Consider the following 23,681-nt stretch of genomic DNA (forward strand, 5'->3'; position numbering starts at 1 on the left):
GGAGCGAATGGCTTGGGAAGCGGCCGCTAGGCGATGCGGGCGACGGAGGCGTAGTCCCCGTCGGTCGAGATCGACAAGTCGCGATACTCCTGCAACTCCGTCCGCAACCTTTCGATCTTTTCCGCAACCATCTGGACGGCGTCGGAGCCGGCGGAGAAGCGGATGGGAGGCTTCGACAGCTTCACGAGATCGACGATGACCTTGCCGAGCTTGGCCGGATCGCCGGCCTGCTGACCGTTCCGGCCCTCGAAGCGGGCGCGAATCTGCGAGGAGATTCCGGCATAATCGTCGATCGAATTCCTTGCGAAACGGATCGAGCGCTGGTCGAGGAAATCGGTCCGGAACGAGCCGGGTCCGACGATCGTGACGGCGATCCCGAAGGCTTCGACCTCCTGCGCCAAAGCCTCCGAGAAGCCCTCGACGGCGAATTTGCTGGCGCTGTAGAGCGAGCCGCTGGGGGCGGTGCGGATGCCGCCGACAGAGGTGATGTTCAGGATATGGCCTGAACGCTGCCGCCGCATGGCGGGGAGCACGGCACGGGTGACGTCGAAGACGCCGAAGACGTTGGTGGCAAACTGGCGCTCGGCGTCCTCCGGGTCGGTCTCCTCGAACAGGCCGAGCTGACCATAGCCGGCATTGTTGACGAGGACGTCGATGCGGCCGAAATGCGCCAGGGCCGCGTCGACGGCGGCGGCAATTTGCGCGCCGTCGGTCACATCGAGTGGCAGGGCCAGCAGAGCGTCGCCCGCATCGGCGAATGCCGAGCGAACCTTCTCCGCGCTCCGTCCCGTTGCGACGACGCTGTCGCCGGCGCCAAGCGCGGCCTTGACGATTTCCGCGCCGATGCCGCGCGTCGCGCCGGTGACGAACCAGATCCTGCTCATGGGTAACTCCTTGGGTCAGCGTTCGGAAGATGGCGCTTGCGCCGCCATGGCGTTAGCCGGATGCTGGCGCCTTCTTGCACGATCCTCGCAGAATGCCGATCTTGAGCATGGCGGGGATTGCGCGGGGTGCCGCCTCGCGCGAAAGGAAGCGCATGCCTCAACTGGATGAACTGCGCGAGATTGTCTTGCGCAACGCCGTGCCCGGCCGCACATCGACGGCGGTTCCCCGCCTCCATTTGCTTCGTTCCGACGGAACCACGCTTCCGGCTCCCGCCTTTTACGAGCCTGTCTTCGTCATGGCCGTGCAGGGCGCCAAGCGGCTGCTGGTCGGCGGGCAGGCGCTTGTCTACGATCCCACGCGGTTTCTTCTCGTCGCCGTGGACCTGCCGGTAACGGCCTGCATCGTCGACGCCACGCCCGATGCTCCCTATCTCTGCGTTTCGCTGCGCCTCGATCGTCTTGCCATTGTCGACATCCTGGCGAGCCTGCCCCCGGCTGCCGATAGACCGATGCAGGATGTCAGTCTGGTCTTGGGCGAGATCGGGCCAGAATTGCTTGATCCTGTCTTGCGCCTCGCGCGCCTCATCGAATGCCCGCAAGACGCGGCGATCCTCGGTCCTCTGGTCGAGCGCGAGATTCTATACCGGCTGCTCATCGGCCCGGCCGGCGGTGTCCTCCGCCAGATGGTGGCGCAGAGCAGCCGCCTCGCGCGGGTCGACCGCGCGATCGACTGGATCAAGCGCCATTTTCACGAGCCGATGCGTATCGATGCGCTGGCTGAAATCGCCGGCATGAGCCCGGCGTCGCTGCATCGCCACTTCAAGGCCGTGACGGCGATGAGTCCGCTCCAGTACCAGAAGCAGATGCGCTTGCAGGAAGCACGACGGCGGCTCGTTTCCGAATCGGACGGCGCCGGGACAATCGGATTTTCGGTCGGCTATGAGAGCCAGTCGCAATTCAGCCGCGAATATGCGCGCCTGTTCGGAGCGCCGCCAGCTCGTGACGCCGAGCGGCTGCGCGCCTTCGCCGGCGGCGATCCGGGGCGTATCCTGTCACAGGCCTGAGCCTTCGTTCATCATGGAAATCAAAATGCGCCTCTCCCGCCCCGCTCTTCTCGCTGCTGCGCTCATCCTGACATCCGCCGCCGGTGCCGCCGCCACGGAGGGACCAGCGGGTCATTGGCGCGCCCTGACGATCTGGGGCAAGTCCGTCGCAGAAAAACCGGCAAGCGAGCTCGACCTGTCGGAAAAGGGAAACGTGACCGGAACGGGCGGCTGCAACCGCATGTTCGGCAAGGCAAAGATTTCCGGCTCCAAGATCCATTTCGGGCCGCTCGGCAGTTCGATGATGATGTGCGAGCCGGCTGTCGTGAAGCAGGAACAAAAGTTCCACGCTGCGCTCCACGACGTCCGAAGCTGGCGGATCGAGGGGAAGAAGCTGGTCCTCGAGAGCAAGACCCGCAAGCCGATCCTGGTGCTCGAACCCAAATAGGCGCGCCGGCCGGAAGTCTGGCCCCTTCCAGCGAAGCGGGAACCCGGCCGCGTGAAGGAAAACAGCTCATCCGGAGGAAGGAGCCATTCGGCGATTTCTCGGCCGCCGAATGGCTTGATAGGCCTCAGGCCGACATCGCCTTGTTCAGGTTCTCGCTGACCTTGTCGAGGAAGCCAGTCGTCGAGAGCCATTTCTGGTCCGGGCCGACGAGCAGGGCGAGATCCTTGGTCATGTCGCCAGCCTCGACGGTGTCGACACAGACCTTTTCCAGCGTCAGCGCGAATTTCGCCAGCTCGGCATTGTCGTCGAGCTTGGCGCGATGGGCGAGGCCGCGGGTCCAGGCGAAGATCGAGGCGATCGAATTGGTCGACGTCTCCTTACCCTTCTGGTGCTCGCGATAGTGGCGCGTCACCGTGCCATGGGCGGCCTCGGCCTCGACGGTCTTGCCGTCGGGGGTCAGCAGCACCGAGGTCATCAGGCCGAGCGAGCCGAAGCCCTGCGCAACCGTGTCGGACTGGACGTCGCCATCATAGTTCTTGCATGCCCAGACATAGCCGCCGGACCATTTCAGCGCCGAGGCGACCATGTCGTCGATCAGGCGATGCTCATAGGTGATGCCGGCGGCCTTGAAGGCGGTCGCGAACTCCGCGTCGAACACTTCCTGGAACAGATCCTTGAAGCGGCCGTCATAGGCCTTGAGGATCGTGTTTTTGGTCGAGAGATAGACCGGGTACTTCCGCATCAGGCCGTAATTCAGCGAGGCGCGGGCAAATTCGCGGATCGATTCGTCGAGGTTGTACATCGCCATGGCGACGCCGGCGCCCGGGAACTTAAAGACTTCCTTCTCGATGATCGTGCCGTCCTCGCCCTCGAACTTGATCGTCATCCGGCCCTTGCCGGGAACGAGGAAGTCGGTCGCCTTGTACTGGTCGCCGAAGGCATGGCGGCCGACGATGATCGGCTGGGTCCAGCCGGGTACGAGGCGCGGCACATTCTGGCAGATGATAGGCTCGCGGAAGATGACGCCGCCGAGGATGTTGCGGATCGTGCCGTTCGGCGACTTCCACATCTCCTTCAGGCCGAATTCCTTCACGCGCGCTTCGTCCGGCGTGATGGTCGCGCATTTGACGCCGACGCCGACGCGCTTGATAGCCTCGGCGGCCTCGATCGTGACCTTGTCGTTGGTCGCATCGCGATGTTCGACGCCGAGGTCGTAATATTCGAGGTTCAGATCGAGGTAGGGATGGATCAGCTTGTCTTTGATCGCCTGCCAGATGATCCGAGTCATCTCGTCGCCGTCGAGTTCGACGACCGGATTGGCTACCTTAATCTTCGCCATGGAAACAGAGCCTCGTTGGGGTTGATCGGACCCGGCAGGCGGTGAAGACCGCGAAGGCGGGTGCGAGTGCAATGCGGAATTTGCTATAGCATCGAGGGGAGGGGGCGCAAAGGCGCGTGACGACGTTCGGCGCCGCATGACGAAGGTCAAGGCGCCCGGCGGCGATCGCGGCTATGTCGGCCTCGGTCTTTCCGCCAGACCTTCAAACAGCCTCCGAGGTACCGATGGCCCGACTTTTTCGATCGTCCGCGATCGTGCTTCTCACCCTGGTGGGTCTTGCCGGCAGCGCCATCGCGCAGCCGGAGGACGCCGCCCACCGGCTCGGCGACAATCTCTATACCGGCGGCATGGATGTCGGCGTCAGCGGGCAGGGGCTGAAGAGCGTCTTTGCCGCCGGCGAGAGCGTATCGCTCAAGGCCGCCATTGCCGGCACCGCGCATATGGTCGGGCGCGACGTTCGCTTCGAAGCGCCGATCGGCGGTAGCCTCTACGGGGCCGGCTTTTCCGTTGCGATCGACGCGCCGGTCACCGGCAGCGCGATTGCGGCAGGCTATGATGTCGAAATCACCGCCAAGGGATCGCTCGGCGGCGACGCGCTTCTGGCGGGCCGCTATGTCCGCCTCGATGGACCGGTCGCCGGCCACGCGCTTCTGACGGGCGACGTTGTCGAGATCGGCGCCCCGATTGGCGGCTCGGCCGAGATCCGCGCGCGGGAAATCCGCTTCAAGCCGGGCGCCCGCATCGACGGAACGCTGAGCTATTGGAGCGACAAGACCCTGGCCATTCCGGCGGAAATCGTCTCAGCAGACCGGGTCACGGCCCATCTCCTCGATCTCCCGGTTGACCATTTCGCCCGCGATCTGGTTGGCGGGCTGGTCGTCATGCTGCTGGTGCTGCTCGTCGCTGGGGCGCTGTTCATCCTGGCGCTGATGCCGCTGCTTTCCGGGGCCCGCACAGCGCTGGTGAAACGGCCGTGGTGGACCTTCCTGGCCGGCATCGTCGCGCTGTCGGTGCTGTTCGGATCGATTTTCGTCCTGGCGATTTCGTTGATCGGGATACCGCTCATCCCGGTCGTGCTGCTGCTGACGCCGTTCCTGCTCGCCGCGGGATACCTCACCAGCGCCTATGCGCTGGGCGGCGCTCTGGTCGATCGGTTCCGGGTGCGTTCGTCGGAGAATCGCTGGGCCGCGCTCGCCGCGCTGGTGGTTGGCCTGATCGCGCTCGGCCTCCTGCACTCCATCCCGATTTTCGGATGGGTCGTCGGCGTGGCCGCGACACTGCTGGGGCTCGGGGCGCTGGCGCGCCGTCTCTTCGCCGGGCCGGCTTCAGCCATGGCGGCGTAGCGCGCATACTGCGACAGGGCTTTCCGCCCGGTCGCAGCCGTGCTTGGCATACTCCGGCGCCGCAGTGGGCGCCGGGATTGGCCTGTTCCAGGCTTCTCTCGCCCTCAGGCGATCCGCTTCGCCGCGAGGCCTAGCGCGATATAGCTCCAGCCGGTGAAGAGCAGCGAGATGCCGGCGAGCGTGCCGGGAACCCAGAGGCCCGAGAACGGGTACTGCGAGAGGATCATCACGCCGACCAGCAGCGCGACGATGCCGGCGGCGAGGATCCAGCCCCAGCCATCATGCGGCCGGAGGCGGAAGCCCAGCACGATCTGGAAGACGCCCTTGGCGATGAAGACGGCCGCGATGACCAGGGTCAGCGCGATGCTACCGGTCGCGGGCGACATATAGATCGCTATGCCGCCGATGAGCATGATGATGCCAATCAGGAGTTGCCAGATGAAGCCGGTCCAGCTCTGCACGCTGAAGGCCTGCCAGATCTGGAAGATGCCCGCCACGACGAGAACCGCCGCCAGGAAGATGCCGACCGCGATCGACGAGACCAGCGGCATGGCGATGGCGAAAAAGCCACCGATGAGGAAGACGATGCCGAGGAGCATGAACCAGCCCCATTTCTCCTGCACCGTCTGCGAAATGCTCTTATAGACCGTCGTTGCCATGACCCAACCCTCCGACTCGACTTCGCAATTGTCGCGCAATGGAGGCGGGGAGACAATTGAATGTTGCATACAGCCGGAAGCCCGTATGGGCGCGGCTGGCATGCCAGGCACGGATGCGGTAGGACCGGACCAGCATGTCTTCCAACATTCTTGCCCGATGAACGATATTTCACTCTCTCTTCTCGCCGATGGGCCTGCCGTTATTTTGGTCGAGCCGCAGCTCGGCGAGAACATCGGCACGGCCGCGCGGGCGATGGCGAATTTCGGCCTGATGGACCTCCGGATCGTCAAGCCGCGCGATGGCTGGCCGAGCGACAGCGCCCGCCGGGCCGCGAGCCGGGCCGATCATGTGTTCGACCGCATCCGCCTCTTTCAAAGCGTCGAAGAGGCCGTCGCCGATCTCGGCTATCTGGTGGCGACGACGGCGCGCCCCCGCGATCTGGCGAAACCCGTGCGCGGGCCGGCCTCGGCGGCGCCGATCATGCGCGGCCACATCGCGGCCGGCATTCGGCCCGGTATACTGTTCGGCCGCGAGCGCATCGGGCTTACCAATGAAGAGATATCGCTCGCCGATGAGATCGTGACACTGCCGATCGATCCGCGCTTCGCCTCGCTCAATGTGGCGCAGGCCGTGCTGATCCTCGCCTATGAATGGCGCCGCAGCGGTCTGGAGAGCGAGGAGGAGGGGCTGCGCTTCACCACGCGTCTCGATTCCCGTCCGGCCAGCAAGGAAGAGATGCTCGGCCTCTACGAGCATCTGGAGCGGGCGCTCGACGCCGTCACCTTCTTTCGCCCGCCGGAAAAGAAGCCGTCCGTCGTCGCGACGCTTCGCGCCATGTTGCAGCGGGCGAGCTTCACCGAGCAGGATGTGCGCACGCTGCGCGGCGTTGTCGCGGCGCTGGAGAACAGACCCACCCGGCCGCGCCAACGCGCTGATGGCTCGCTTACCACCAGCCGGGAGAGCGAGGATTGAGCCTCCGCCTCCTCGTCTTCGATTCGGGCGTGGGCGGCCTTTCGGTGCTGAAGGAGATTCGCCGCCGCGTGCCGGCCGCCGAAATCGCCTATGTCGCGGACGATGCGGCCTTTCCCTATGGCGACTGGGAAGGCGAACCGCTCAAGGATCACATCGTCGCGCTGATGGGCCGCCTGATCGAGCGGCACCGGCCTGACGCCGTCGTGATCGCCTGCAATACCGCTTCGACGCTGGTGCTGCCGCCGCTGCGGGCCACGCATGCCATTCCCTTCGTCGGTACGGTCCCGGCGATCAAGCCGGCGGCGGAGACGACGAAGAGCGGTGTCATCGGCGTGCTGGCGACGCCGGGGACGATGAGGCGCGACTATACGCGCGAGCTTATCCGCCAGTTCGCGCAGAGCTGTCACGTCCGCCTTGTCGGCTCGTCGGAACTGGCGCCGCTGGCCGAGGCGGCCATGCGCGGCGAGATCATTGAGGACGAAGCGATCCGTATCGAGATCGAGCCGGCCTTCATCGAGGTCCAGGGACGGCGCACCGACAAGGTCGTGCTCGCCTGCACGCATTATCCCTTCCTGCTTGAGCGCTTTCAGGCGCTCGCTCCCTGGCCGGTCGATTGGATCGACCCGGCGGAGGCGATCGCCCGCCGAGTCGTCTCCCTGCTCGGCCTCACCGAGGCGCCGGAAGAGCCGCGTGGCGCCGGATCGGCTTACCTGACTTCGGGTAAGTCTTGGCCGGCGGCGCTGCTACCGCTGCTGGCTGGATTCGGGCTGAAGGCGGGATAAGGATCAGGCGCCACCGGACTTTGCCGCCGCGATGATATCGAACGATCGCATCCTGTCGGCGGGCTCGTAGAAGTCCGAGGTGATGATCAATTCGTCGGCACCAGTCTGCTCGACAAAGGCTTCAAGGCGTTGCCTGACCGTTTCCGGGCCGCCGATGATGGCAACACCGAGATGCGAGCGCACATAGGCTTCTTCGCGCTCGTCCCAAAGGCCGTCCATGCTTTCGACCGGCGGCACCAGCACGGTGGGACGACCGCGGACGAGGTTGATCAGGCGTTGATAGGTCGAGGTGGCGAGGTAGTGCGCCTGCTCGTCGCTGTCGGCGGCGATGACCGGCAGGCCCACCATCAGATGCGCCTTCTCCAGATATTCCGACGGCTTGAAGAAATGCCGATAGACGTCGATCGCCTCCATCAGCCGCTGCGGCGCGAAATGGCTGGCAAAGGCGAAGGGCAGGCCGAGCATGCCGGCCAGTTGCGCCGAGAAGGTCGAGGAGCCCAGCAGCCAGACGGGCACGTTCGAACCTGAACCGGGGACGGCGCGCACCCGCTGCAATTCGCCCGGCGCGGCGAGGAGCGCGAGCAATTCCTGCACATTGCGAGGGAAGGCGTTTTCGTCATCGGCGAGATCGCGGCGCAGTGCCCGCGTCGTCAGCGGATCGGTGCCGGGCGCGCGGCCGAGGCCCAGATCGATGCGGCCGGGATAGAGCGCCTCCAGCGTGCCAAACTGCTCGGCAATGACGATCGGGGCGTGGTTCGGCAGCATGACGCCGCCGGAGCCGACACGGATCGTCGAGGTCTGGCCGGCGATATGCCCGATCAGCACCGAGGTTGCCGATGAGGCGATGCCCGGCATGTTGTGATGCTCGGCCAGCCAGAAGCGCTTGAAACCGAGGCCCTCGACATGGCGGGCGAGCGCAACGGCCTGCGCGAAGGCCTCCGTGGCCGTTCCTCCCTGGCGGATCGGGGCGAGATCGAGGACGGAGAGAGGCGTATCGGCGAGCTGCGGCATGGGAGGTTCCCGATTGGCTGTCGCCCCTATCTGGGGTTTCCGATCGCGCTTGGCGAGGGGCAAACCGTAAGACGAGCTTATCGATTTTTGAAGAGCGCCGTGCGCCGCTTCAGCAGGAAGCGCCGGACGGCCGGATCGCTGGCAAGGCCGATCGCGCGATCGAAGGCTTCCGCTGCGCTGTCAGCGTCGTCGGCGCGGGCGAGGAGATCGGCGCGTGCGGCCCAATAGGGCTGATATTCGGCGAGACGAGGCTCGGCCGCGATGCCGTCAAGCGCAGCGAGGCCGGCTAGCGGTCCCTCAATCTCGGCGAGCGCCAGGGCGCGGTTGATGACGATCACGGGCGAGGGCACCAGCGCCACAAGCGCATCATAGAGACGGAGCAAGTCCGACCAGTTGTCGACGCCGTCGCGGTGGCGCACGGCGTGAGCCGATTGCAGCGCGGCCTCGATCTGATAGCGGCCGATCCTGCGGAGCGATGCGGCGCGTCGCAGCAGCGTCTCGGCCTCGCTGATCCTTGCGGCGTCCCAGAGCGCCGGCGACTGTTCGGACAGCGGAACATAGTCGCCGCTATTGCTCCGCCGGGCCGGGCGGCGCGCGTCGGTATGGAGAAGGAGGGCGAGGAGACCGATCGCCTCGGCTTCGTCCGGCAGCAACTCCGCAACGATCCGCGCCAGGAATATCGCTTCCCCGGTCAGGTCCCGGCCGTCGGCCTCCATATTGCCCCAACCCTCGGAATAGGCGGCATAGATCGCTGCGAGCACCGCATCCAGCCGCTCGGGCATCGCTTCGCGGTCGGGGATGGCGAAGGGGATGCCGGCCTCGCGGATCTTCGCCTTGGCGCGCACGAGCCGCTTGGCCATCGCGGCCGGCGAGGCAAGGAATGCGGAGGCGATCTGCTTCGCGTCGAGGCCGAGCACGACCTGCAGCATCAGGGGCGTGCGGATGTCGGGATCGAGCGCGGGATGGGCGGCGGTGAAGAGGAGGGCGAGGCGCTGGTCCGGGATGGCCGCCCGGCCGGTTTCGTCGATCTCGTCCGCGAGGATGCGGAAGGCCTCGGCGAAGGCATCGCCGGTGCGCCGACGCCTCGCCTGGTCCGTCATCTTCCGCCGCGCCGTGGTCATCAGCCAAGCCTCCGGATTGTCGGGCGGACCTTTCTGCGGCCAGTCTACGAGCGCGGCGGCAAAGGCCTCGGCGAGGGCGTCTTCGGCGGCAGCCACGTCACGCGAGCGCGCCGAGAGGATGGCGACGAGCTTGCCATAGCTCGCCCGTGCCACACCCTCGGCAAGCAGGCGCGACGCTTCCGCGCTCACTGGCGCGCCGGCTCGTAGCGAAGAAGCACGCAGCCGTTGTGGAACCGGCGCACCTCCAGGGGCTCGACGCCGAAGCGCCGCGTCTGCCCCTCGAACATGGATCGTCCCCCGCCCAGAACCAGCGGGAAGACGACGATCTGATATTCGTCGACGAGGTCCGCTTCTGCCAGTTGCGCCACGATGCTGCCGCTGCCCAGAACGGCGAGGTCGCTGTCCCGACCTTTCAATCGCTCTATCTCGCCAATGAGGTCGCTGCGGACGAGCCGCGTATTGTGCCAGTCGGCGCTTCCGAGCGTCCGGGAGAAGACGATTTTCGGCAGGGCGTTCATCCGCTCTGCGACAACGGGATTGGCGCTGGCGGCCCAGTTGGTGGGCCAGAAACTCGCCATCATCTCATAGGTGACGCGGCCGAAGACCAGCGTGCTGCCGCCTGCGGCATTGCCCTCGACGAAAGCATCGAACTCCTCGTCGCGTCGGCCCTTGGCCCAGCTCATATCGCCGTGCCGGTCGACGAAATATCCGTCGACCGACACCTGCTCGAAGACACTGAGACGCGCCATCGACGGTCTCCTCTGATTGCGGCTTCAGCCCGACATCGGCCAGATGGGCCGGACTTCGACGACGCCGTGGCTGACGGTCGGACAGCGCGCCGTCCAGGCAAGAGCCGCGTCGAGATCGGGCGCCTCGATCAGGAAATATCCCCCGAGCTGCTCCTTGGTGTCGGCATAGGGGCCATCGAGAACGAGTGGCTTACCATCCTGCAGGCGGACGGTCGTCGCCAGATGGGTCGGCTGGAGGCGGCCGGTGCCGACAAGCGCTCCAGATTTCGTGAGCGCTTCGATATAGGCGCCGTAGGCGGCAATGCCCTCCGCCTGCTGCTCCGGCGTCATGGTCGGCCAGGCGGTCTCGTCCAGATAGAGCAGGAGCATGTACTGCATGGTCTGTCTTCCTCGTGCGAAAGGTCGGAGCCCTATGCCCCGCCAACCCAATGACGCGCGAGCTTCGCCCCGATGGACAAAGCCGGCGAAAAAATCTTGGACCATGTGACCTATCCCGCTTTCATTGACATGGCGAAGCATCCCGCCTAATAGAGCGCCCGTGGCAAGCGGGTCCTTCGGGGCCCGTGTGTCATTTCACGCACCCGCGGATGAGGCTTCGGTCTGGTCCTGTCGGTTCGCCTCCGAGGGCGGGCAGAGGAGGGCGCGTGTCCCTGAAACTCTATCCTCAAGGGATATGCGATGTCGAAGCGTGCTTCGTCCAAACATAAGATTGACCGCCGTCTTGGCGAAAACCTCTGGGGCCGTCCGAAGTCCCCGGTCAACAAGCGCGAATACGGCCCGGGCCAGCATGGCCAGCGCCGCAAGGGCAAGGTGTCCGATTACGGCACCCAGCTCCGCGCCAAGCAGAAGCTCAAGGGCTATTACGGCAATATCTCCGAGAAGCAGTTCCGGAAGATCTATGCCGAGGCGACGCGCCGGAAGGGCGATTCGTCCGAGAGCCTGGTCGGCCTGCTTGAGTGCCGTCTCGACGCGGTCGTGTACCGCGCCAAGTTCGTGCCGACCGTCTTCGCCTCGCGCCAGTTCGTGTCGCATGGCCACGTCAAGGTCAACGGCCGCCGCGTCACCATCCCGAGCTACTCGGTGAAGGTCGGCGACCTGATCGAGGTCAAGGAGAGCTCGAAGCAGCTCGCCATGGTTCTCGAGGCGACCCAGCTCGCCGAGCGCGACGTGCCGGATTATATCGAGGTCGACCATCACAAGATGACCGCGACGTTCTCCCGCGTACCCGGCCTTGCCGACGTGCCCTATCCGGTCCAGATGGAACCGAACCTGGTCGTCGAGTTCTATTCGCGCTGATTTCTGTCAGTCGCCAAAATGCGAAAGGCCGCCTCCGGGCGGCCTTTTCTGTTTCGGGTGGCCACAACTTTGCGTCGGTGCTTCGCTCCGTCTATGAAGTCGCCCGGGGAGGGGCCTTCACCGATGAACAGAGCTGATCGTTCACAGCACGGCGCGCCCTTGGGCTTTGCCGCGATCCTCGTCACCATCGTGACCTGGGCTTCCGCCTTCGCGGCCATCCGCGTCGGGCTGCGCCATCTGACGCCGGTCGAGCTTGCGGCGGCGCGCTATCTGATGGCGGCGGTCCCGGCCGGGCTCTATCTGCTGATCATGCGGCCGCCTCTGCCGGCGTGGCGCGATCTGCTGCGGCTCGCCATCATCGGCCCCCTGTTCATCGCCGCCTATTCCGTGCTGCTCAATACCGGCGAGATGACGGTTGCTGCCGGGCCCGCTTCCTTCATCATCCAGATGAACCCGGTGATCGTGGCGCTGATCGCTCTGCCCATGCTCGGCGAGCGCTTCGGACTTTGGGGCTGGGTCGGCACGGCGATCTCGTTCGTAGGCGTCGCCTTCATCGCGTTTGGCAGCGGCGAGACCTTCGGCTTCGATCCCGGCGTGCTGCTGATCCTCGCCGCCGCGCTCTGCACCTCGGTATCGACGATCATCCAAAAGCCGATGCTCGGCCGCATGCCCGCGCTTGTCGTGACCGCCTGGATCCTCTTCATCGGCGCGCTACCGCTATTGCCGGCGGTCCCGGATACGATCGAAGCGCTCGGCCGCGCCCCGACCGATGTCGTGGTGGCGATCCTCTATCTCGCCCTGTTCCCCACCGTCATCGGCTATTGGACCTGGGCGATCGCGCTCAAGCAGTTCCCCGCCGCCCGTGCCTCCAACTTCCTTTATCTGATCGCGCCGACAGCGACCGTGATCGGCATCGTCTGGCTGGGCGAGGTACCGACGCCGGCCGCCCTTATCGGCGGCGCGATGGCGATCGGCGGCGTCGTCCTCGTCAACGCGATGCGGCGGCGCTGACGCCGCCGCGTCGGGCTCACGCCGCTGCCAGCGTGGCCATGTCGATAACGAAGCGATATTTCACGTCGCTCTTCAGCATCCGGTCATAGGCCTCGTTGACCTTGTCGATCGGAATCATCTCGATATCGGCGGTGATGCCATGCTTGCCGCAGAAATCGAGCATCTCCTGTGTCTCGGCAATGCCGCCGATCAGCGAGCCGGCGAAGCGGCGTCGGCCCATGATCAGGTTCGAGACCTGGACACTCAGCGGGCTCGGCGGGGCGCCGACCTGGACCAGCGTTCCGTCGCGCTTCAGCAGGGCCAGATAGGCATTGATGTCATGGTCGGCAGAGACGGCGTCGAGAATGAAGTCGAGCTTGCCGGCCCAGGGCTTCATCGCCTCGGGACCGCGCGTCACGACGACCTCGTCCGCACCGAGACGCATCGCATCGCCGCGCTTGCTCTCGGAGGTCGTGAACATCACGACCTTGGCGCCGAGCGCATGCGCGATCTTGACGCCCATATGGCCGAGGCCGCCGAGCCCGACGATGCCGACTGTCTGCCCCGGGCCAACCTTCCAATGGCGCATCGGCGAATAGGTCGTGATGCCGGCGCAGAGCAGAGGCGCAACGGCCGCGAGGTCGAGATTCTCTGGCAGACGCAGCACGAAAGCTTCGTCGACGACGATCGCCTTGGAATAACCGCCATAAGTCACGCCGCCGGTGTGCTTGTCTGGGGCGTTATAGGTGCCCGTATTGCCGACGAGGCAATATTGCTCCAGCCCCTCGACGCAGCTTGAACAGGTCCGGCAGGAATCGACCATGCAGCCGACGCCGGCAAGATCGCCGACCTTGAAGGCCTTGACCTCGGCACCGACGCGGCGAACACGGCCAACGATCTCGTGTCCGGGAATATTGGGATAGACCGTTCCCGGCCATTCGCCGCGGGCGGTATGGAGATCGGAATGGCACACGCCGCAATAGAGGATCTCGATCTCGACATCAGTCGGGCCGGGATCGCGTCGCTGGAACGAATGGGGGGCAAGCGGCGCGTCGGACGACTGCGCGGCATAGCCGGTGCAGATGAACATCGAAGGCTCCATGGCGACGGGCAATGGCGAGAGGCGCCGACAAAGGTCGACCCATAGGGTCAGAATAGAAGCTTGGACGGGAAGGACAAGGCCGGCGTCGGCTGGAGCGCCGGCCGCGGTTGCGTCGCTGATCGGTTCGGGGCAAAAAAAGCGTCACTTCGAGCGGACCGGCCGCAGTCTACGACAATCGCAGTATCAAAGACGGACGGCGTGATCGCATCATGGTCGATGAGGTAAAAGAACAGCCGGACTTCGACCTCGAGGATGTGATGAAAGATCTGATCGCATTTCGCTCGAACGTCAGCTTCCACCTCACCACTGAGAAACCATTGCCAACGAAGTTTGAAGCGCCGCTATGGCAGGCGTATCACCTTGTTGCCGATGTTATCGAAGAGCTGACGGCGATGTACAAATACGAGGAGCGTGGGCTGACGTACTTCAAACCTACTGTTTCGGGCGAGGAGCCTGAACCGGGTCGCTAACGGACTTCTAGCGAAGGCGATCGTCGCACAATTGATCCGAATTTCGCCTTCGCCTCGGCTGCTCGGACCGCCATTGCGCTGGGCGGCGCTTTTCGGCAAAGAGAACGCCGAAGCTGGAGCCGCCATCCATGTCCGAAACGCTCGATCCCGCCGATGATCTGGACGCGGGCGGTGCCCACCCGCTCTTTCGCCGTTCGCCGTCCTCGGTAGAGTTCGGCAAACTGCGCAAGCGCCTCGTTCGGCAGACGCGGCAGGCGCTGGACGATTTCGCCATGGTGCGGCCGGGGGATCGCTGGCTGGTCTGCCTTTCCGGCGGCAAAGATTCCTATGCGCTCCTTGCCGTGCTCCTGGATCTGAAATGGCGCGGGCTGCTACCGGTCGATCTGCTGGCCTGCAATCTCGACCAGGCGCAGCCGGGCTTTCCCGCCGACGTGCTGCCTGATTTCCTGGAGGGCATCGGCATGCCCTACCGGATCGAGCGGCAGGACACCTATTCGGTCGTCATGTCCAAGGTGCCGACGGGCAAGACGTATTGCGCGCTGTGCTCGCGGCTTCGCCGTGGCCATCTCTATCGCGTCGCCCGCGAGGAGGGCTGCCAGGCGGTGGTGCTCGGCCATCACCGCGAGGACATCCTCGAAACTTTCTTCCTGAACCTCTTCCATGGCGGCAAGCTCGCCACGATGCCGCCCAAACTGGTCAATGAGGAGGGCGACCTCTTCGTCCTGCGCCCGCTCGCCTATGCGGCGGAAGACGACATCGCCCGCTTCTCGGCGGCGATGGAATTCCCGATCATCCCCTGCGATCTCTGCGGCTCGCAGGAAGGGCTGCAACGCAACCAGATCAAGGCGATGCTGGCGGATTGGGAGAAGAAGTCGCCGGGCCGCAAGGAAACCATGCTGCGCGCGCTCGGGAGCGGCAATCCCTCGCATCTGCTCGATCGGACGATGTTCGATTTCGCGGGACTGAACCTGCGGACTTAGGTCACGCGACTGGTCTCATACCGGTTCTGAAAGAAGCTGCTACGCGCTCTCACAGTCGGTCGCGGTTCAGACGAAGGGCGAGGAAACGCCCCCGCTAGAAGCAAAAAAAAGGCGCGACCTCACGGTCGCGCCTTCTCTTATTCCGCTTCAGCAGCCTTTACGGCATCACGCAGCGATATTTGCGGCCGTCATAGCCGGTGAAGGTGCCGGTCGCCGGATTGAAGCTGCGGTAGCGCTGCGAGCAATAGGCGATGTAGTCATTGCCGCCATATTGCGGGGCGGCATAGCGCGGCTGGTTAATCGCGCTACCGATCATCGCTCCGGCTGCGAGGCCGATCACGCCTGCGGCGAGGGCAGCACCCGGGTCGTTGTAGTAGCTGCCGCGGTAATAGCCCGGACCGTTCCAGCCGCGGTAGCGCGGCGGATAATATCCGGGACCGCGCCAACCAGGCCCGCGATTGTTCCAGCCGCGCTGGGGACCGCCTTGCCAGTTCCGGCCTTGCCAGTTCTGCGCCACGTCATAAGAGCCATCCGCTCGCACACCCTCTGCGGCGCTGGCGCCCGTTGGCAGTGCAATTGCGGAAGATGCCAGCATTGCGGCAGAAATGGTTCCGACGATCGTCGTTTTCATCGCTGGGTTCATATCGTTTCTCCTCTTTCCGCGAGGCTGCGTCTCGGACCGACGTATATCGATCGAACAACGGCCTTCGCGACATTGTCGCCCGTGGGTACAAAACGATGGAGATCCGGATAGGTTCCCAGATTAGCTCTTCCATACAAAAAGACGACGCATGATTGAACATACGTCGTCTTGAAACGCTGCCGAATGAGTTGCTGAATTCAGGCGGTCTGGGCTACCGCGACGCCCTTTTCGGCGAAGAAGGCCTGGATTTCGCCAGCCTGGAACATCTCGCGGACAATGTCGCAGCCGCCGATGAACTCACCCTTCACATAGAGCTGGGGAATGGTCGGCCAGTTGGAATAGGTCTTGATGCCCTGGCGGATTTCCGCGTCAGCGAGCACGTTGATGCCCTTATAGTCGACGCCGAGAAAATCGAGGATCTGGACGACCTGGCCCGAGAAGCCGCACTGCGGGAACGCTGGCGTTCCCTTCATGAACAGGACGACGTCGTTCGTCTTCACTTCATTGTCGATGAAGGTTTCAATTTCGCTCATTGCACTTGCCTTTCGTCGTCCGGTTCAAGGCCGGGAACGGAATATGGAATCTAGGTAGGGGATCGTTTCCATCCTGTCGAGATCGGTGAACCGCGATCTGGGCGACAAGACGGCAAATTCCTTCACTCCGGCGCGCTCGTCTGCAGGGCAAGCGCGTGCAGGGCGCCGCCCATGTTCCCCTTGAGCGCGGCATAGACCATCTGGTGCTGCTGGACGCGGTTCTTGCCGCGAAACTGTTCCGAGACGACTTCGGCGGCATAATGGTCGCCATCGCCGGCGAGGTCGCGGATCACGACCCTGGCATCGGGCAGGGCCGATTTGATCAGGCTTTCGATATCGTGCGCTTGCATCGCCATCGCTTGTCCCCCTCGGCCGCTTGCCGCGTTCGGTAACCGGACGAACTAGAATTCGCCGGCCATGAACGCCGGAAACCAATTCTCATGGGCCTCGGCGAGCTTTGCAACCGATATGGTGGCGATTTCCTCGATTGCGAGGGTCTCGCCGCCGACCGTGCCAAGCTGGGTCAGCGCAAGGCCGGCCGCGTCGGCGATGCTCTCGATCGTCGGCAGCGCCTCGGGGCTCGCGGTCACGACATAGCGCGACTGATCCTCGCCGAAGAGATAACCATGCCGGGTCGCCATCGTTTCGGGCAGCTGGATCGTGGCGCCGAGCTTGCCGGCCATCGCCATTTCGGCCAGCGCAATCGCCAGGCCGCCATCGGAAATGTCGTGGCAGGCGGTGACGAGGCCTGAACGGATCAGCCCGCGGACGAGGTCACCGGCGCGGCGCTCGGCCTCGAGATCGACCGGGGGAGGGGCGCCCTCCTCGCGGCCGAGAATTTCGCGCAGATAGATCGACTGGCCGAGATGCGACCCCGCCTCGCCGATCAGCAGGATGACATCGCCGGCCTTCTTGAAAGCCACGGTCGCCATCTGGCCGATATCGGGCAGCAGTCCGACGCCGCCTATCGCCGGGGTCGGGAGGATGCCGACGCCATTGGTCTCGTTATAGAGCGAGACATTGCCGGAGACGATCGGGAAGTCGAGCGCCAGACAGGCGGCGCCGATGCCCTCGATCGCGCCGACGAGCTGGCCCATGATCTCGGGCTTCTCGGGATTGCCGAAATTCAGATTGTCGGTCGCGGCCAGCGGCTCCGCTCCGACGGCCGACAGATTGCGCCAGCATTCGGCGACCGCCTGCTTGCCGCCTTCGAACGGATCGGCCTCGCAATAGCGCGGGCTGACGTCGAGCGAAAAGGCGAGTGCCTTCTTCTCGTGACCTTCGACGCGGATCACGGCCGCGTCGCCGCCGGGGCGCTGTGCGGTGTTGCCCTGGATCAGGTGGTCATACTGTTCCCACACCCAGCGGCGGGAGGCCATGTCGGGTGAGCCAATGATCGTCAGCAGCGCGACGCCGTAATCGTTCGGCTCGGGGATCGAATCGGCACCCAGTTTCGCCAATAGCGGATTGCGGACGAAAGGCCGGTCATATTCCGGCGCCTCGTCGCCCAGCTCCTTGATCGGCAGATCGGCGACGACCTCGCCATGGCGCAGAATGCGGAAGCGAAGATCGTCGGTGGTGTATCCGACGACCGCGAAATCGAGACCCCATTTCCGGAAGATCGCCTCGGCCTCGGCTTCCTGCTCTGGCCGGAGCACCATGAGCATGCGCTCCTGGCTCTCCGAGAGCATCATCTCATAGGCGCTCATGCCCTCTTCGCGGCACGGCACCTTGTCGAGGTCGAGCTCGATGCCAAGATCGCCCTTTGCTCCCATCTCGACGGCGGAGCAGGTGAGGCCGGCGGCGCCCATGTCCTGGATCGCGATCACCGCACCGGTCGCCATCAGTTCGAGGCAGGCTTCCAGCAGCAGCTTCTCGGAGAAGGGGTCGCCGACCTGCACGGTCGGACGCTTTTCCTCAATCGAATCATCGAATTCGGCCGACGCCATGGTGGCGCCGCCAACGCCGTCGCGGCCTGTCTTCGAGCCGAGATAAACCACGGGAAGGCCAACTCCCTCGGCCTTCGAATAGAAGATCCGATCGGCGCGGGCGAGGCCGGCCGCAAAGGCGTTGACGAGGATGTTGCCATTGTAGCGGGAATGGAAATTCACCTCGCCGCCAACCGTGGGCACGCCGAACGAATTGCCGTAGCCGCCAACGCCCGAGACCACTCCGGAAACGAGATGCCTTGTCTTCGGGTGGTCGGCCGCGCCGAAGCGCAGCGCGTTCATCGCCGCAACCGGCCGCGCGCCCATGGTGAAGACGTCTCGCAGGATGCCGCCGACGCCCGTCGCCGCACCCTGATAGGGCTCGATGAAGGAGGGATGGTTGTGGCTTTCCATCTTGAAGACAATGGCCTCGCCATCATCGATATCGACGACGCCGGCATTCTCGCCCGGACCGCAGATCACCCGCGGACCCGTGGTCGGCAGGGTCCTCAGCCATTTCTTCGAGGATTTGTAGGAACAATGCTCGTTCCACATCGCCGAGAAGATGCCGAGTTCGGTCAGCGTCGGCGTGCGGCCGATCAGATCGAGGATGCGCTGATATTCGTCAGCCTTCAGACCATGGCTGGCGATGAGTTCGGGCGTGATCGGCGTATCGTTCTGAAGCACGGGATACCTCGGCCTTGGCGATGCTGCATGCGATAGTGCGCGGGCGCCGCTCTGTAAATGGTCCGGTGTAACTCTTCGCAGGTTGCCTCACCCCGCAACGGCGGATTAGCTCACTTGTCTCCATGTCGAAGGGATCCAGCCTTGCAGTTCAATCACGTCGCCAATCGCGTCGCGGCCCAGCATTTCGATACGATCGTCGAGCTGTTCCGCGACCATCTCGGCTTTGTCGAACTGCGCCGCAATGAGCGCGCGATCTGGATGCGTCAGCCTGGCGCCAATATCGACCTGCAATTCTCCCGCGTCGCCGCCTCGCGTGAGGACCCGGAGCGGGAACGCTCGCAGGTCTCGTTCCTGAGCGTGACGCCGCGGCAAGACCTTGAAAAGCTGGCAGAATGGCTGTTCGCCAAGGGGTTGATCGCCACGGTCGGGGCTTATTCCGACCGGGAATTCTACCTCGACGCGCCGGAGGCTCTGGTCGATTTCGTCATCGAGGCGATGCGGCCGGAACTCGCCGACTATCCGGTCAAGGTCTGACCGTCAGGCCGCCAGCAGGCTCTCGAACAGCGGTCGGCCGTCGAGGCCGCCATTCAGCGGCTCGATCAGGTTTTCCGGGTGCGGCATCATGCCGAGAACGTTGCGTTTTTCGGACAGGATGCCGGCGATGTCGTCGATCGAGCCGTTCGGATTGCCGACATAGCGGAAGGCGATGCGGTCCTCGGCCTTGAGGCGCGCCAGCGTCTCGTCATCGGCGCGGTAGTTGCCATCGCCATGCGCCACGGGGGACCGGATAACGGCGCCCTTCTCGTAGCGGGCCGTGAAGGCCGAATCGGTCGTCTCGACCCGAAGCTTCACTTCCTTGCAGATGAATTTGAGCCCGGCATTGCGCATCAGCACGCCCGGCAGCAGCCCCGCCTCGCAGAGAATCTGGAAGCCGTTGCAGACGCCCAGGACGGCGACGCCGCGGTCCGCCTCGCGGCGGATCGCCTCCATGATGGGCTCGCGCGCGGCGATCGCGCCGGAGCGCAGATAGTCGCCATAGGAGAAGCCGCCGGGGACGACGATGAGATCAACCTTCGGCAGGTCGTGCTCGCCATGCCAGACGACGGCCGGACGATGACCGCTGATCTTCTCGATCGCGGCGATCATGTCGCGTTCGCGATTGGAGCCTGGAAAGACGACGACGGCTGATTTCATGGTGGCTTCGATTCGCTGTTCAGACGGTTTCGTTCAGTTCGAGACGCCGCTCGATCCGCTCAAGGCGGGAATCATGTCGGGCGAGAATTCCATAGATATTGTGAACGTCTTGCTGCAGCGAGATCATGTGGCCGCGAAACGCTTGCATCTCAGCCTTGAGTTCGTCGGTCTTCTGATCGATGCGCGCAATATCGCCGGGGATCGACTTCAGGATTTCGTAAAGCAACTCGCTCGAAATCTCGGCCATTCGCGGATCCTCGCGCGCTGGCTATCCGACAATATCGACACGATAGTTCTCGATCACCGTATTGGCCAGAAGCTTCGCGGCCATGGCTTCAAGTTCGGCCTTGGCCTTGGCGGCGTCGCTGCCTTCGACTTCGATGTCGAACACCTTGCCCTGGCGGACGCTGGCGATGCCGGCAAAGCCGAGCGAGCCCAGCGCGCCCTCGATCGCCTTGCCCTGCGGATCAAGGACGCCGTTCTTCAAGGTGACGGTAACGCGGGCTTTCATGGCTTCGATCTTTCGGTTCGAACGACGGCTCGTAGATAGCTCGTCCTCATAAGCGCCAAGCGAAGCAAAGGGAAGTCTCGAGGCGATACGAGACCGGGCACCCTTCATGCGCCCGATCCCCTAGACACCGCCTGTCAACCTGGGCGCCGGAAATCGCCACTCTTGAAGGCTTTAACGAGGTTGGCTCGCGCAAGTTTCTCTGACTCGGCTCCCGATGTCAGGATGTAGAGGTTTGAGCCCTGGTAGATCAGCATGATGGCGGCGGATACGCCCCGGATATTGCCGTAGAGATGAACAGCCGTATAGTCCTTAGTGGCAGTCTTCTTGATCTCGCTGAATTTCATTCCGCCATCTTGTCCGTCGAAGCCATAATAGAGGGCGCCGTTGATCAGCGCACGGACATTGGCATAAGGCTTGTTGAGCTGCTCTTCACTATCGGAGAGCGTCTTGATCTTGCCGAGTTCGACGACGGCGTCGCCGCCGCAGGCGGCGGTTTCGCAGATGAAGCGAACCCCACCGAATGTCTTTTGGGCTTTCCATCCTTCGCCGGTCAGCGAGATCGTTGGATCAGCCTTGGCCTCGACGGCAAAGCCTGCCGCGAGAGTTGCCACCAAAAATAGGAGTGAGATAGATCGAAACAGCGTCATGAGCCCCCGCAGCCGCTGGTTGAAACGGGTGGCAAGCTAATGGCGGGGCGGGCGGATGTCGAGGCAGAAATGAAGAGGGCGGCGATGGTGATCGCCGCCCTGAGGATTGTATCGCTTGAGGCCGGTTACTGTACCAGAACCGGGCCGCCGCCCTGCGGGCGCTCGGGCTCGATCAGGATACCGAGACGGCGTGCGACTTCCTGATAGGCTTCGACGAGGCCGCCCATGTCGCGGCGGAAACGGTCCTTGTCGAGCTTGTTCTGTGTCTGGACGTCCCAGAGCCTGCAGCTGTCGGGCGAAATCTCGTCGGCGACGACGATGCGCATCATGTCGCCTTCCCAGAGCCGGCCGCACTCGATCTTGAAATCGACGAGCTGGATGCCGGCGCCGAGGAAGAGGCCGGACAGAAAATCATTGACGCGAATGGCAAGCGCCATGATGTCGTCGATTTCCTGCGGCGTCGCCCAGCCAAAGGCGGTGATGTGCTCTTCAGAGACCATCGGGTCGTCGAGCGCATCGGCCTTGTAATAGAACTCGATGATCGAGCGCGGCAGAACCGTGCCCTCCTCGAGGCCCAGGCGCTTCGCCAGCGAACCGGCGGCGACGTTGCGCACGACGATTTCGAGCGGGATGATCTCGACTTCGCGGATCAACTGCTCGCGCATGTTGAGCCGGCGGATGAAGTGAGTCGGGATGCCCATCTTGTTCAAATGGGTAAAGATGTGCTCGGAAATGCGGTTGTTCAGCACTCCCTTGCCGTCCACGACCTCATGCTTCTTTTTGTTGAAGGCGGTCGCGTCGTCCTTGAAGAATTGAATCAGCGTTCCGGGCTCAGGTCCTTCGAAAAGGATCTTGCCCTTGCCCTCATAGATGCGCCGACGGCGGTTCATGGGCACATACCGTGGTTTGAGGAAATCCATATGGCCGGGGTTCCAATATAACGGGATTCGCCGCGGCGAAGCTATAACGAGCGGCCGCCATCGGCCGTTCGCGCGGCGTGAACCTACTCGATCGCTCACCAATTCACAATGTGCGATACTGCGGCGTTTTCCTGCGCCTGACGGTGAGCTGCGCCGGTTTCTGGAAGGCGCATCCGGCGTTGATTTGGGGTACCTCGCGCGATATGCAAGGGCCCGGCAGCCGCTCGGCACGCAAACATCGGAGAGATCGCCCATGACGACGTTCGACCAGCGCAAGGACGCCTTCGAGAATCGATTCGCCCATGACGAGGAACTGAAGTTCCGGGCCATGGCGCGGCGCAACAAGCAGCTCGGCATTTGGGCAGCGGGACTTCTTGGCAAGAGTGGCGACGCCGCCGAGGCCTATGCGAGCGAGGTCGTTGCCTCCGATTTCGAGGAAGCCGGCGAGGAAGACGTCTTCCGCAAGCTCCGCCAGGATTTCGATGCGGCCGGCGTCGCGCAGTCCGACCATCAGATCCGCCGCACCATGGACGAGTTCCTCACTGCGGCGATCGAGCAGATCCGCACGGAAGGCTGATCCCGCCATCCGGTCATTGATCATGACAGCCCCAACGCTCGCCGAACTTCTGCGTGCCGGAACATGCCAGTTTTCGGCCTGGATCGGCATGCCCGAGCCACTCGTCGCCGAGGCATCGGCGCGGGCCGGCTTCGACTGCGTGACCCTCGACATGCAGCACGGGCTGCATGACCCCGCGAGCGTGATGCGCGCGATCGGTGCGGTAGCCCTTGCCGGGAAGCCGTCCCTGGTCCGCATTCCGGTCGGCGATTTCGCCATGGCGAGCCGGGCGCTCGACATGGGGGCGAGGGCCGTCATCGCGCCGATGATCAATTCGGCGTCGGACGCGAAGGCGTTCGCGACGGCCATGAAATATCCGCCGATCGGCGAGCGCAGCTGGGGTGCGGGCAGGGCGATGCAGATCGTCGGAGTGGACGATCCAGCTGCATACCTGCAGACGGCGAACCATGCGACCCTGGCCTTCGCGATGATCGAGACGCGCGAAGCTGTCGCCGCCTTGGGTGAGATTCTTGCGGTGCCGGGGATCGACGGCATCTTTGTAGGGCCGTCAGATCTGTCGATCGCCCTGTCGAATGGCGCCTCCGTCGATCCGCTGCGCGAGGACAATGCCAGGGCCATCGGCGAGATTCTGACGTTCGTGAAGGCGGCCGGTAAGCTCGCCGCGACCTATGCGATCACCGGCTCCCAGGCGCGGGGCTACCGCGATCTCGGCTTCGATCTGGTGGCGATCGGCATTGACGGCGGCTATCTGCGTCTCGGCGCCTCCCTGCTTCTCGCCGAAGCAAACGGACAGTAACTCATCCTCTTTTGCATGAAGTCGTGAGCAACGCTATGTTTTCTCCAGCAGCGAG

At 64.1% G+C, this 23,681-nt stretch carries 29 protein-coding genes; 12 read left to right on the top strand and 17 right to left on the bottom strand.

The features are described from left to right. Positions 1-26 precede the first annotated feature (26 nt). Positions 27-884 carry an oxidoreductase gene (locus tag OSH05_RS21175; RefSeq protein ID WP_104220838.1) on the bottom strand — a complete coding sequence of 286 codons (858 nt, stop codon included), beginning with the start codon at positions 882-884 and terminating at the stop codon, positions 27-29. 152 nt (positions 885-1,036) lie between these two features. Here OSH05_RS21175 and OSH05_RS21180 point away from each other — a divergent pair, with 152 nt between their 5' ends. Beyond that, a complete protein-coding gene (locus OSH05_RS21180; RefSeq protein ID WP_104220892.1) occupies positions 1,037-1,948 on the top strand; it encodes an AraC family transcriptional regulator in 912 nt (303 codons plus the stop codon). A gap of 25 nt (positions 1,949-1,973) precedes the next feature. Next, on the top strand, positions 1,974-2,375 hold the full coding sequence (locus OSH05_RS21185) for an META domain-containing protein (protein WP_165801698.1): 402 nt from the start codon (positions 1,974-1,976) through the stop codon (positions 2,373-2,375). A 124-nt stretch (positions 2,376-2,499) separates the two neighbouring features. On the opposite strand, the gene OSH05_RS21190 is transcribed toward OSH05_RS21185, so the two are convergent. Then, complete coding sequence (locus tag OSH05_RS21190; protein WP_104220840.1) at positions 2,500-3,714, bottom strand: NADP-dependent isocitrate dehydrogenase; 1,215 nt, start codon at positions 3,712-3,714, stop codon at positions 2,500-2,502. A 224-nt stretch (positions 3,715-3,938) separates the two neighbouring features. On the opposite strand from OSH05_RS21190, the gene OSH05_RS21195 reads away from it, so the two are divergent. Beyond that, on the top strand, positions 3,939-5,057 hold the full coding sequence (locus OSH05_RS21195) for a hypothetical protein (RefSeq protein WP_133163157.1): 1,119 nt from the start codon (positions 3,939-3,941) through the stop codon (positions 5,055-5,057). 104 nt (positions 5,058-5,161) lie between these two features. Here the strand turns inward: OSH05_RS21195 and OSH05_RS21200 are convergent, their stop codons facing one another. Then, complete coding sequence (locus OSH05_RS21200; RefSeq protein WP_104220842.1) at positions 5,162-5,716, bottom strand: HdeD family acid-resistance protein; 555 nt, start codon at positions 5,714-5,716, stop codon at positions 5,162-5,164. A 157-nt stretch (positions 5,717-5,873) separates the two neighbouring features. On the opposite strand from OSH05_RS21200, the gene OSH05_RS21205 reads away from it, so the two are divergent. Beyond that, positions 5,874-6,689 carry an RNA methyltransferase gene (locus OSH05_RS21205; protein ID WP_104220893.1) on the top strand — a complete coding sequence of 272 codons (816 nt, stop codon included), beginning with the start codon at positions 5,874-5,876 and terminating at the stop codon, positions 6,687-6,689. Beyond that, positions 6,686-7,471: a glutamate racemase gene (gene murI, locus OSH05_RS21210; protein ID WP_104220843.1), complete on the top strand. Its 786-nt coding sequence runs from the start codon at positions 6,686-6,688 to the stop codon at positions 7,469-7,471. Before OSH05_RS21205 ends, murI begins: the two co-directional genes overlap by 4 nt. A gap of 3 nt (positions 7,472-7,474) precedes the next feature. Here murI and OSH05_RS21215 read toward each other — a convergent pair whose 3' ends face one another. The 4 genes from OSH05_RS21215 to OSH05_RS21230 all read right to left on the bottom strand — a co-directional run bounded on the left by OSH05_RS21215 (position 7,475) and on the right by OSH05_RS21230 (position 10,730). After that, positions 7,475-8,482, bottom strand: coding sequence for an LLM class flavin-dependent oxidoreductase (locus tag OSH05_RS21215; protein WP_104220844.1), 1,008 nt, complete (start codon positions 8,480-8,482; stop codon positions 7,475-7,477). Between the two features lie 77 nt (positions 8,483-8,559). Then, positions 8,560-9,792, bottom strand: a complete 1,233-nt coding sequence (locus tag OSH05_RS21220; RefSeq protein ID WP_104220845.1) for an RNA polymerase sigma factor — start codon at positions 9,790-9,792, stop codon at positions 8,560-8,562. Beyond that, the gene (locus tag OSH05_RS21225; RefSeq protein WP_104220846.1) at positions 9,789-10,352 is read right to left on the bottom strand and encodes a dihydrofolate reductase family protein; all 564 of its coding nucleotides are present in this window, start codon (positions 10,350-10,352) and stop codon (positions 9,789-9,791) included. The genes OSH05_RS21220 and OSH05_RS21225 overlap by 4 nt, the downstream gene beginning before the upstream one ends. 24 nt (positions 10,353-10,376) lie before the next feature. Further along, positions 10,377-10,730, bottom strand: coding sequence for a YciI family protein (locus tag OSH05_RS21230; protein WP_104220847.1), 354 nt, complete (start codon positions 10,728-10,730; stop codon positions 10,377-10,379). A gap of 300 nt (positions 10,731-11,030) precedes the next feature. On the opposite strand from OSH05_RS21230, the gene rpsD reads away from it, so the two are divergent. Both rpsD and OSH05_RS21240 read left to right on the top strand, forming a co-directional pair. Then, a complete protein-coding gene (rpsD, locus tag OSH05_RS21235) occupies positions 11,031-11,648 on the top strand; it encodes a 30S ribosomal protein S4 (protein ID WP_104220848.1) in 618 nt (205 codons plus the stop codon). Positions 11,649-11,771: 123 nt separating this feature from the next. Further along, positions 11,772-12,659: a DMT family transporter gene (locus OSH05_RS21240; RefSeq protein ID WP_104220849.1), complete on the top strand. Its 888-nt coding sequence runs from the start codon at positions 11,772-11,774 to the stop codon at positions 12,657-12,659. 16 nt (positions 12,660-12,675) lie between these two features. Here the strand turns inward: OSH05_RS21240 and OSH05_RS21245 are convergent, their stop codons facing one another. Next, positions 12,676-13,728: an NAD(P)-dependent alcohol dehydrogenase gene (locus OSH05_RS21245; protein WP_104220850.1), complete on the bottom strand. Its 1,053-nt coding sequence runs from the start codon at positions 13,726-13,728 to the stop codon at positions 12,676-12,678. Positions 13,729-13,949: 221 nt separating this feature from the next. On the opposite strand from OSH05_RS21245, the gene OSH05_RS21250 reads away from it, so the two are divergent. Together OSH05_RS21250 and ttcA are read left to right on the top strand one after the other, a co-directional pair. Next, positions 13,950-14,210 carry a hypothetical protein gene (locus tag OSH05_RS21250; protein WP_104220851.1) on the top strand — a complete coding sequence of 87 codons (261 nt, stop codon included), beginning with the start codon at positions 13,950-13,952 and terminating at the stop codon, positions 14,208-14,210. Positions 14,211-14,338: 128 nt separating this feature from the next. Beyond that, the gene (gene ttcA / locus OSH05_RS21255) at positions 14,339-15,190 is read left to right on the top strand and encodes a tRNA 2-thiocytidine(32) synthetase TtcA (RefSeq protein WP_104220852.1); all 852 of its coding nucleotides are present in this window, start codon (positions 14,339-14,341) and stop codon (positions 15,188-15,190) included. A gap of 157 nt (positions 15,191-15,347) precedes the next feature. Here ttcA and OSH05_RS21260 read toward each other — a convergent pair whose 3' ends face one another. From OSH05_RS21260 to purL, 4 genes are all read right to left on the bottom strand, one after another. Beyond that, entirely contained in the window at positions 15,348-15,833 is a 486-nt protein-coding gene (locus OSH05_RS21260; RefSeq protein WP_104220853.1) for a BA14K family protein, read from the bottom strand. A 197-nt stretch (positions 15,834-16,030) separates the two neighbouring features. Beyond that, a complete protein-coding gene (grxD, locus tag OSH05_RS21265) occupies positions 16,031-16,366 on the bottom strand; it encodes a Grx4 family monothiol glutaredoxin (protein ID WP_104220854.1) in 336 nt (111 codons plus the stop codon). 122 nt (positions 16,367-16,488) lie between these two features. Next, positions 16,489-16,722 carry a BolA family protein gene (locus tag OSH05_RS21270; protein WP_104220855.1) on the bottom strand — a complete coding sequence of 78 codons (234 nt, stop codon included), beginning with the start codon at positions 16,720-16,722 and terminating at the stop codon, positions 16,489-16,491. A gap of 45 nt (positions 16,723-16,767) precedes the next feature. Continuing rightward, positions 16,768-18,981, bottom strand: a complete 2,214-nt coding sequence (gene purL, locus OSH05_RS21275) for a phosphoribosylformylglycinamidine synthase subunit PurL (protein ID WP_104220856.1) — start codon at positions 18,979-18,981, stop codon at positions 16,768-16,770. A gap of 141 nt (positions 18,982-19,122) precedes the next feature. Here purL and OSH05_RS21280 point away from each other — a divergent pair, with 141 nt between their 5' ends. Continuing rightward, the gene (locus OSH05_RS21280; protein WP_104220857.1) at positions 19,123-19,515 is read left to right on the top strand and encodes a hypothetical protein; all 393 of its coding nucleotides are present in this window, start codon (positions 19,123-19,125) and stop codon (positions 19,513-19,515) included. Between the two features lie 3 nt (positions 19,516-19,518). Here the strand turns inward: OSH05_RS21280 and purQ are convergent, their stop codons facing one another. The 5 genes from purQ to purC all read right to left on the bottom strand — a co-directional run bounded on the left by purQ (position 19,519) and on the right by purC (position 22,223). Next, the gene (gene purQ, locus OSH05_RS21285) at positions 19,519-20,175 is read right to left on the bottom strand and encodes a phosphoribosylformylglycinamidine synthase subunit PurQ (protein WP_104220858.1); all 657 of its coding nucleotides are present in this window, start codon (positions 20,173-20,175) and stop codon (positions 19,519-19,521) included. Positions 20,176-20,194: 19 nt separating this feature from the next. Beyond that, positions 20,195-20,422, bottom strand: a complete 228-nt coding sequence (locus OSH05_RS21290; RefSeq protein WP_104220859.1) for a hypothetical protein — start codon at positions 20,420-20,422, stop codon at positions 20,195-20,197. A gap of 21 nt (positions 20,423-20,443) precedes the next feature. Further along, positions 20,444-20,686: a phosphoribosylformylglycinamidine synthase subunit PurS gene (gene purS, locus OSH05_RS21295; protein WP_104220860.1), complete on the bottom strand. Its 243-nt coding sequence runs from the start codon at positions 20,684-20,686 to the stop codon at positions 20,444-20,446. Between the two features lie 134 nt (positions 20,687-20,820). After that, positions 20,821-21,333 carry a hypothetical protein gene (locus tag OSH05_RS21300; RefSeq protein WP_133163158.1) on the bottom strand — a complete coding sequence of 171 codons (513 nt, stop codon included), beginning with the start codon at positions 21,331-21,333 and terminating at the stop codon, positions 20,821-20,823. A 125-nt stretch (positions 21,334-21,458) separates the two neighbouring features. Continuing rightward, the gene (purC, locus tag OSH05_RS21305) at positions 21,459-22,223 is read right to left on the bottom strand and encodes a phosphoribosylaminoimidazolesuccinocarboxamide synthase (protein ID WP_104220862.1); all 765 of its coding nucleotides are present in this window, start codon (positions 22,221-22,223) and stop codon (positions 21,459-21,461) included. 283 nt (positions 22,224-22,506) lie between these two features. On the opposite strand from purC, the gene OSH05_RS21310 reads away from it, so the two are divergent. Then, positions 22,507-22,830 carry a DUF1476 domain-containing protein gene (locus tag OSH05_RS21310; protein ID WP_104220863.1) on the top strand — a complete coding sequence of 108 codons (324 nt, stop codon included), beginning with the start codon at positions 22,507-22,509 and terminating at the stop codon, positions 22,828-22,830. A 22-nt stretch (positions 22,831-22,852) separates the two neighbouring features. Continuing rightward, positions 22,853-23,626 (top strand): HpcH/HpaI aldolase family protein, encoded by a 774-nt coding sequence (locus OSH05_RS21315; protein ID WP_104220864.1) that lies wholly within the window; start codon positions 22,853-22,855, stop codon positions 23,624-23,626. Positions 23,627-23,681: the final 55 nt, after the last annotated feature.

Origin of the sequence: Kaistia algarum (assembly GCF_026343945.1) — a bacterium.
In the GTDB taxonomy this organism is placed as follows: Bacteria; Pseudomonadota; Alphaproteobacteria; order Rhizobiales; family Kaistiaceae; genus Kaistia; species Kaistia algarum.

What these genes read in the sequence shown, in the direction of transcription:
- OSH05_RS21215 (WP_104220844.1), bottom strand. Translation starts at nt 8,482, where the DNA reads ATGCCGCAGCTCGCCGATACGCCTCTCTCCGTCCTCGATCTCGCCCCG.
- OSH05_RS21195 (WP_133163157.1), top strand. Translation starts at nt 3,939, where the DNA reads ATGGCCCGACTTTTTCGATCGTCCGCGATCGTGCTTCTCACCCTGGTG.
- OSH05_RS21200 (WP_104220842.1), bottom strand. Translation starts at nt 5,716, where the DNA reads ATGGCAACGACGGTCTATAAGAGCATTTCGCAGACGGTGCAGGAGAAA.
- purQ (WP_104220858.1), bottom strand. Translation starts at nt 20,175, where the DNA reads ATGAAATCAGCCGTCGTCGTCTTTCCAGGCTCCAATCGCGAACGCGAC.
- purC (WP_104220862.1), bottom strand. Translation starts at nt 22,223, where the DNA reads ATGAACCGCCGTCGGCGCATCTATGAGGGCAAGGGCAAGATCCTTTTC.
- OSH05_RS21175 (WP_104220838.1), bottom strand. Translation starts at nt 884, where the DNA reads ATGAGCAGGATCTGGTTCGTCACCGGCGCGACGCGCGGCATCGGCGCG.
- OSH05_RS21205 (WP_104220893.1), top strand. Translation starts at nt 5,874, where the DNA reads ATGAACGATATTTCACTCTCTCTTCTCGCCGATGGGCCTGCCGTTATT.
- OSH05_RS21250 (WP_104220851.1), top strand. Translation starts at nt 13,950, where the DNA reads ATGGTCGATGAGGTAAAAGAACAGCCGGACTTCGACCTCGAGGATGTG.
- OSH05_RS21230 (WP_104220847.1), bottom strand. Translation starts at nt 10,730, where the DNA reads ATGCAGTACATGCTCCTGCTCTATCTGGACGAGACCGCCTGGCCGACC.
- OSH05_RS21245 (WP_104220850.1), bottom strand. Translation starts at nt 13,728, where the DNA reads ATGTTCATCTGCACCGGCTATGCCGCGCAGTCGTCCGACGCGCCGCTT.
- OSH05_RS21290 (WP_104220859.1), bottom strand. Translation starts at nt 20,422, where the DNA reads ATGGCCGAGATTTCGAGCGAGTTGCTTTACGAAATCCTGAAGTCGATC.
- OSH05_RS21185 (WP_165801698.1), top strand. Translation starts at nt 1,974, where the DNA reads ATGCGCCTCTCCCGCCCCGCTCTTCTCGCTGCTGCGCTCATCCTGACA.
- grxD (WP_104220854.1), bottom strand. Translation starts at nt 16,366, where the DNA reads ATGAGCGAAATTGAAACCTTCATCGACAATGAAGTGAAGACGAACGAC.
- OSH05_RS21310 (WP_104220863.1), top strand. Translation starts at nt 22,507, where the DNA reads ATGACGACGTTCGACCAGCGCAAGGACGCCTTCGAGAATCGATTCGCC.
- OSH05_RS21300 (WP_133163158.1), bottom strand. Translation starts at nt 21,333, where the DNA reads ATGACGCTGTTTCGATCTATCTCACTCCTATTTTTGGTGGCAACTCTC.
- rpsD (WP_104220848.1), top strand. Translation starts at nt 11,031, where the DNA reads ATGTCGAAGCGTGCTTCGTCCAAACATAAGATTGACCGCCGTCTTGGC.
- OSH05_RS21270 (WP_104220855.1), bottom strand. Translation starts at nt 16,722, where the DNA reads ATGGCGATGCAAGCGCACGATATCGAAAGCCTGATCAAATCGGCCCTG.
- OSH05_RS21225 (WP_104220846.1), bottom strand. Translation starts at nt 10,352, where the DNA reads ATGGCGCGTCTCAGTGTCTTCGAGCAGGTGTCGGTCGACGGATATTTC.
- OSH05_RS21240 (WP_104220849.1), top strand. Translation starts at nt 11,772, where the DNA reads ATGAACAGAGCTGATCGTTCACAGCACGGCGCGCCCTTGGGCTTTGCC.
- OSH05_RS21315 (WP_104220864.1), top strand. Translation starts at nt 22,853, where the DNA reads ATGACAGCCCCAACGCTCGCCGAACTTCTGCGTGCCGGAACATGCCAG.
- OSH05_RS21180 (WP_104220892.1), top strand. Translation starts at nt 1,037, where the DNA reads ATGCCTCAACTGGATGAACTGCGCGAGATTGTCTTGCGCAACGCCGTG.
- OSH05_RS21260 (WP_104220853.1), bottom strand. Translation starts at nt 15,833, where the DNA reads ATGAACCCAGCGATGAAAACGACGATCGTCGGAACCATTTCTGCCGCA.
- OSH05_RS21190 (WP_104220840.1), bottom strand. Translation starts at nt 3,714, where the DNA reads ATGGCGAAGATTAAGGTAGCCAATCCGGTCGTCGAACTCGACGGCGAC.
- purS (WP_104220860.1), bottom strand. Translation starts at nt 20,686, where the DNA reads ATGAAAGCCCGCGTTACCGTCACCTTGAAGAACGGCGTCCTTGATCCG.
- ttcA (WP_104220852.1), top strand. Translation starts at nt 14,339, where the DNA reads ATGTCCGAAACGCTCGATCCCGCCGATGATCTGGACGCGGGCGGTGCC.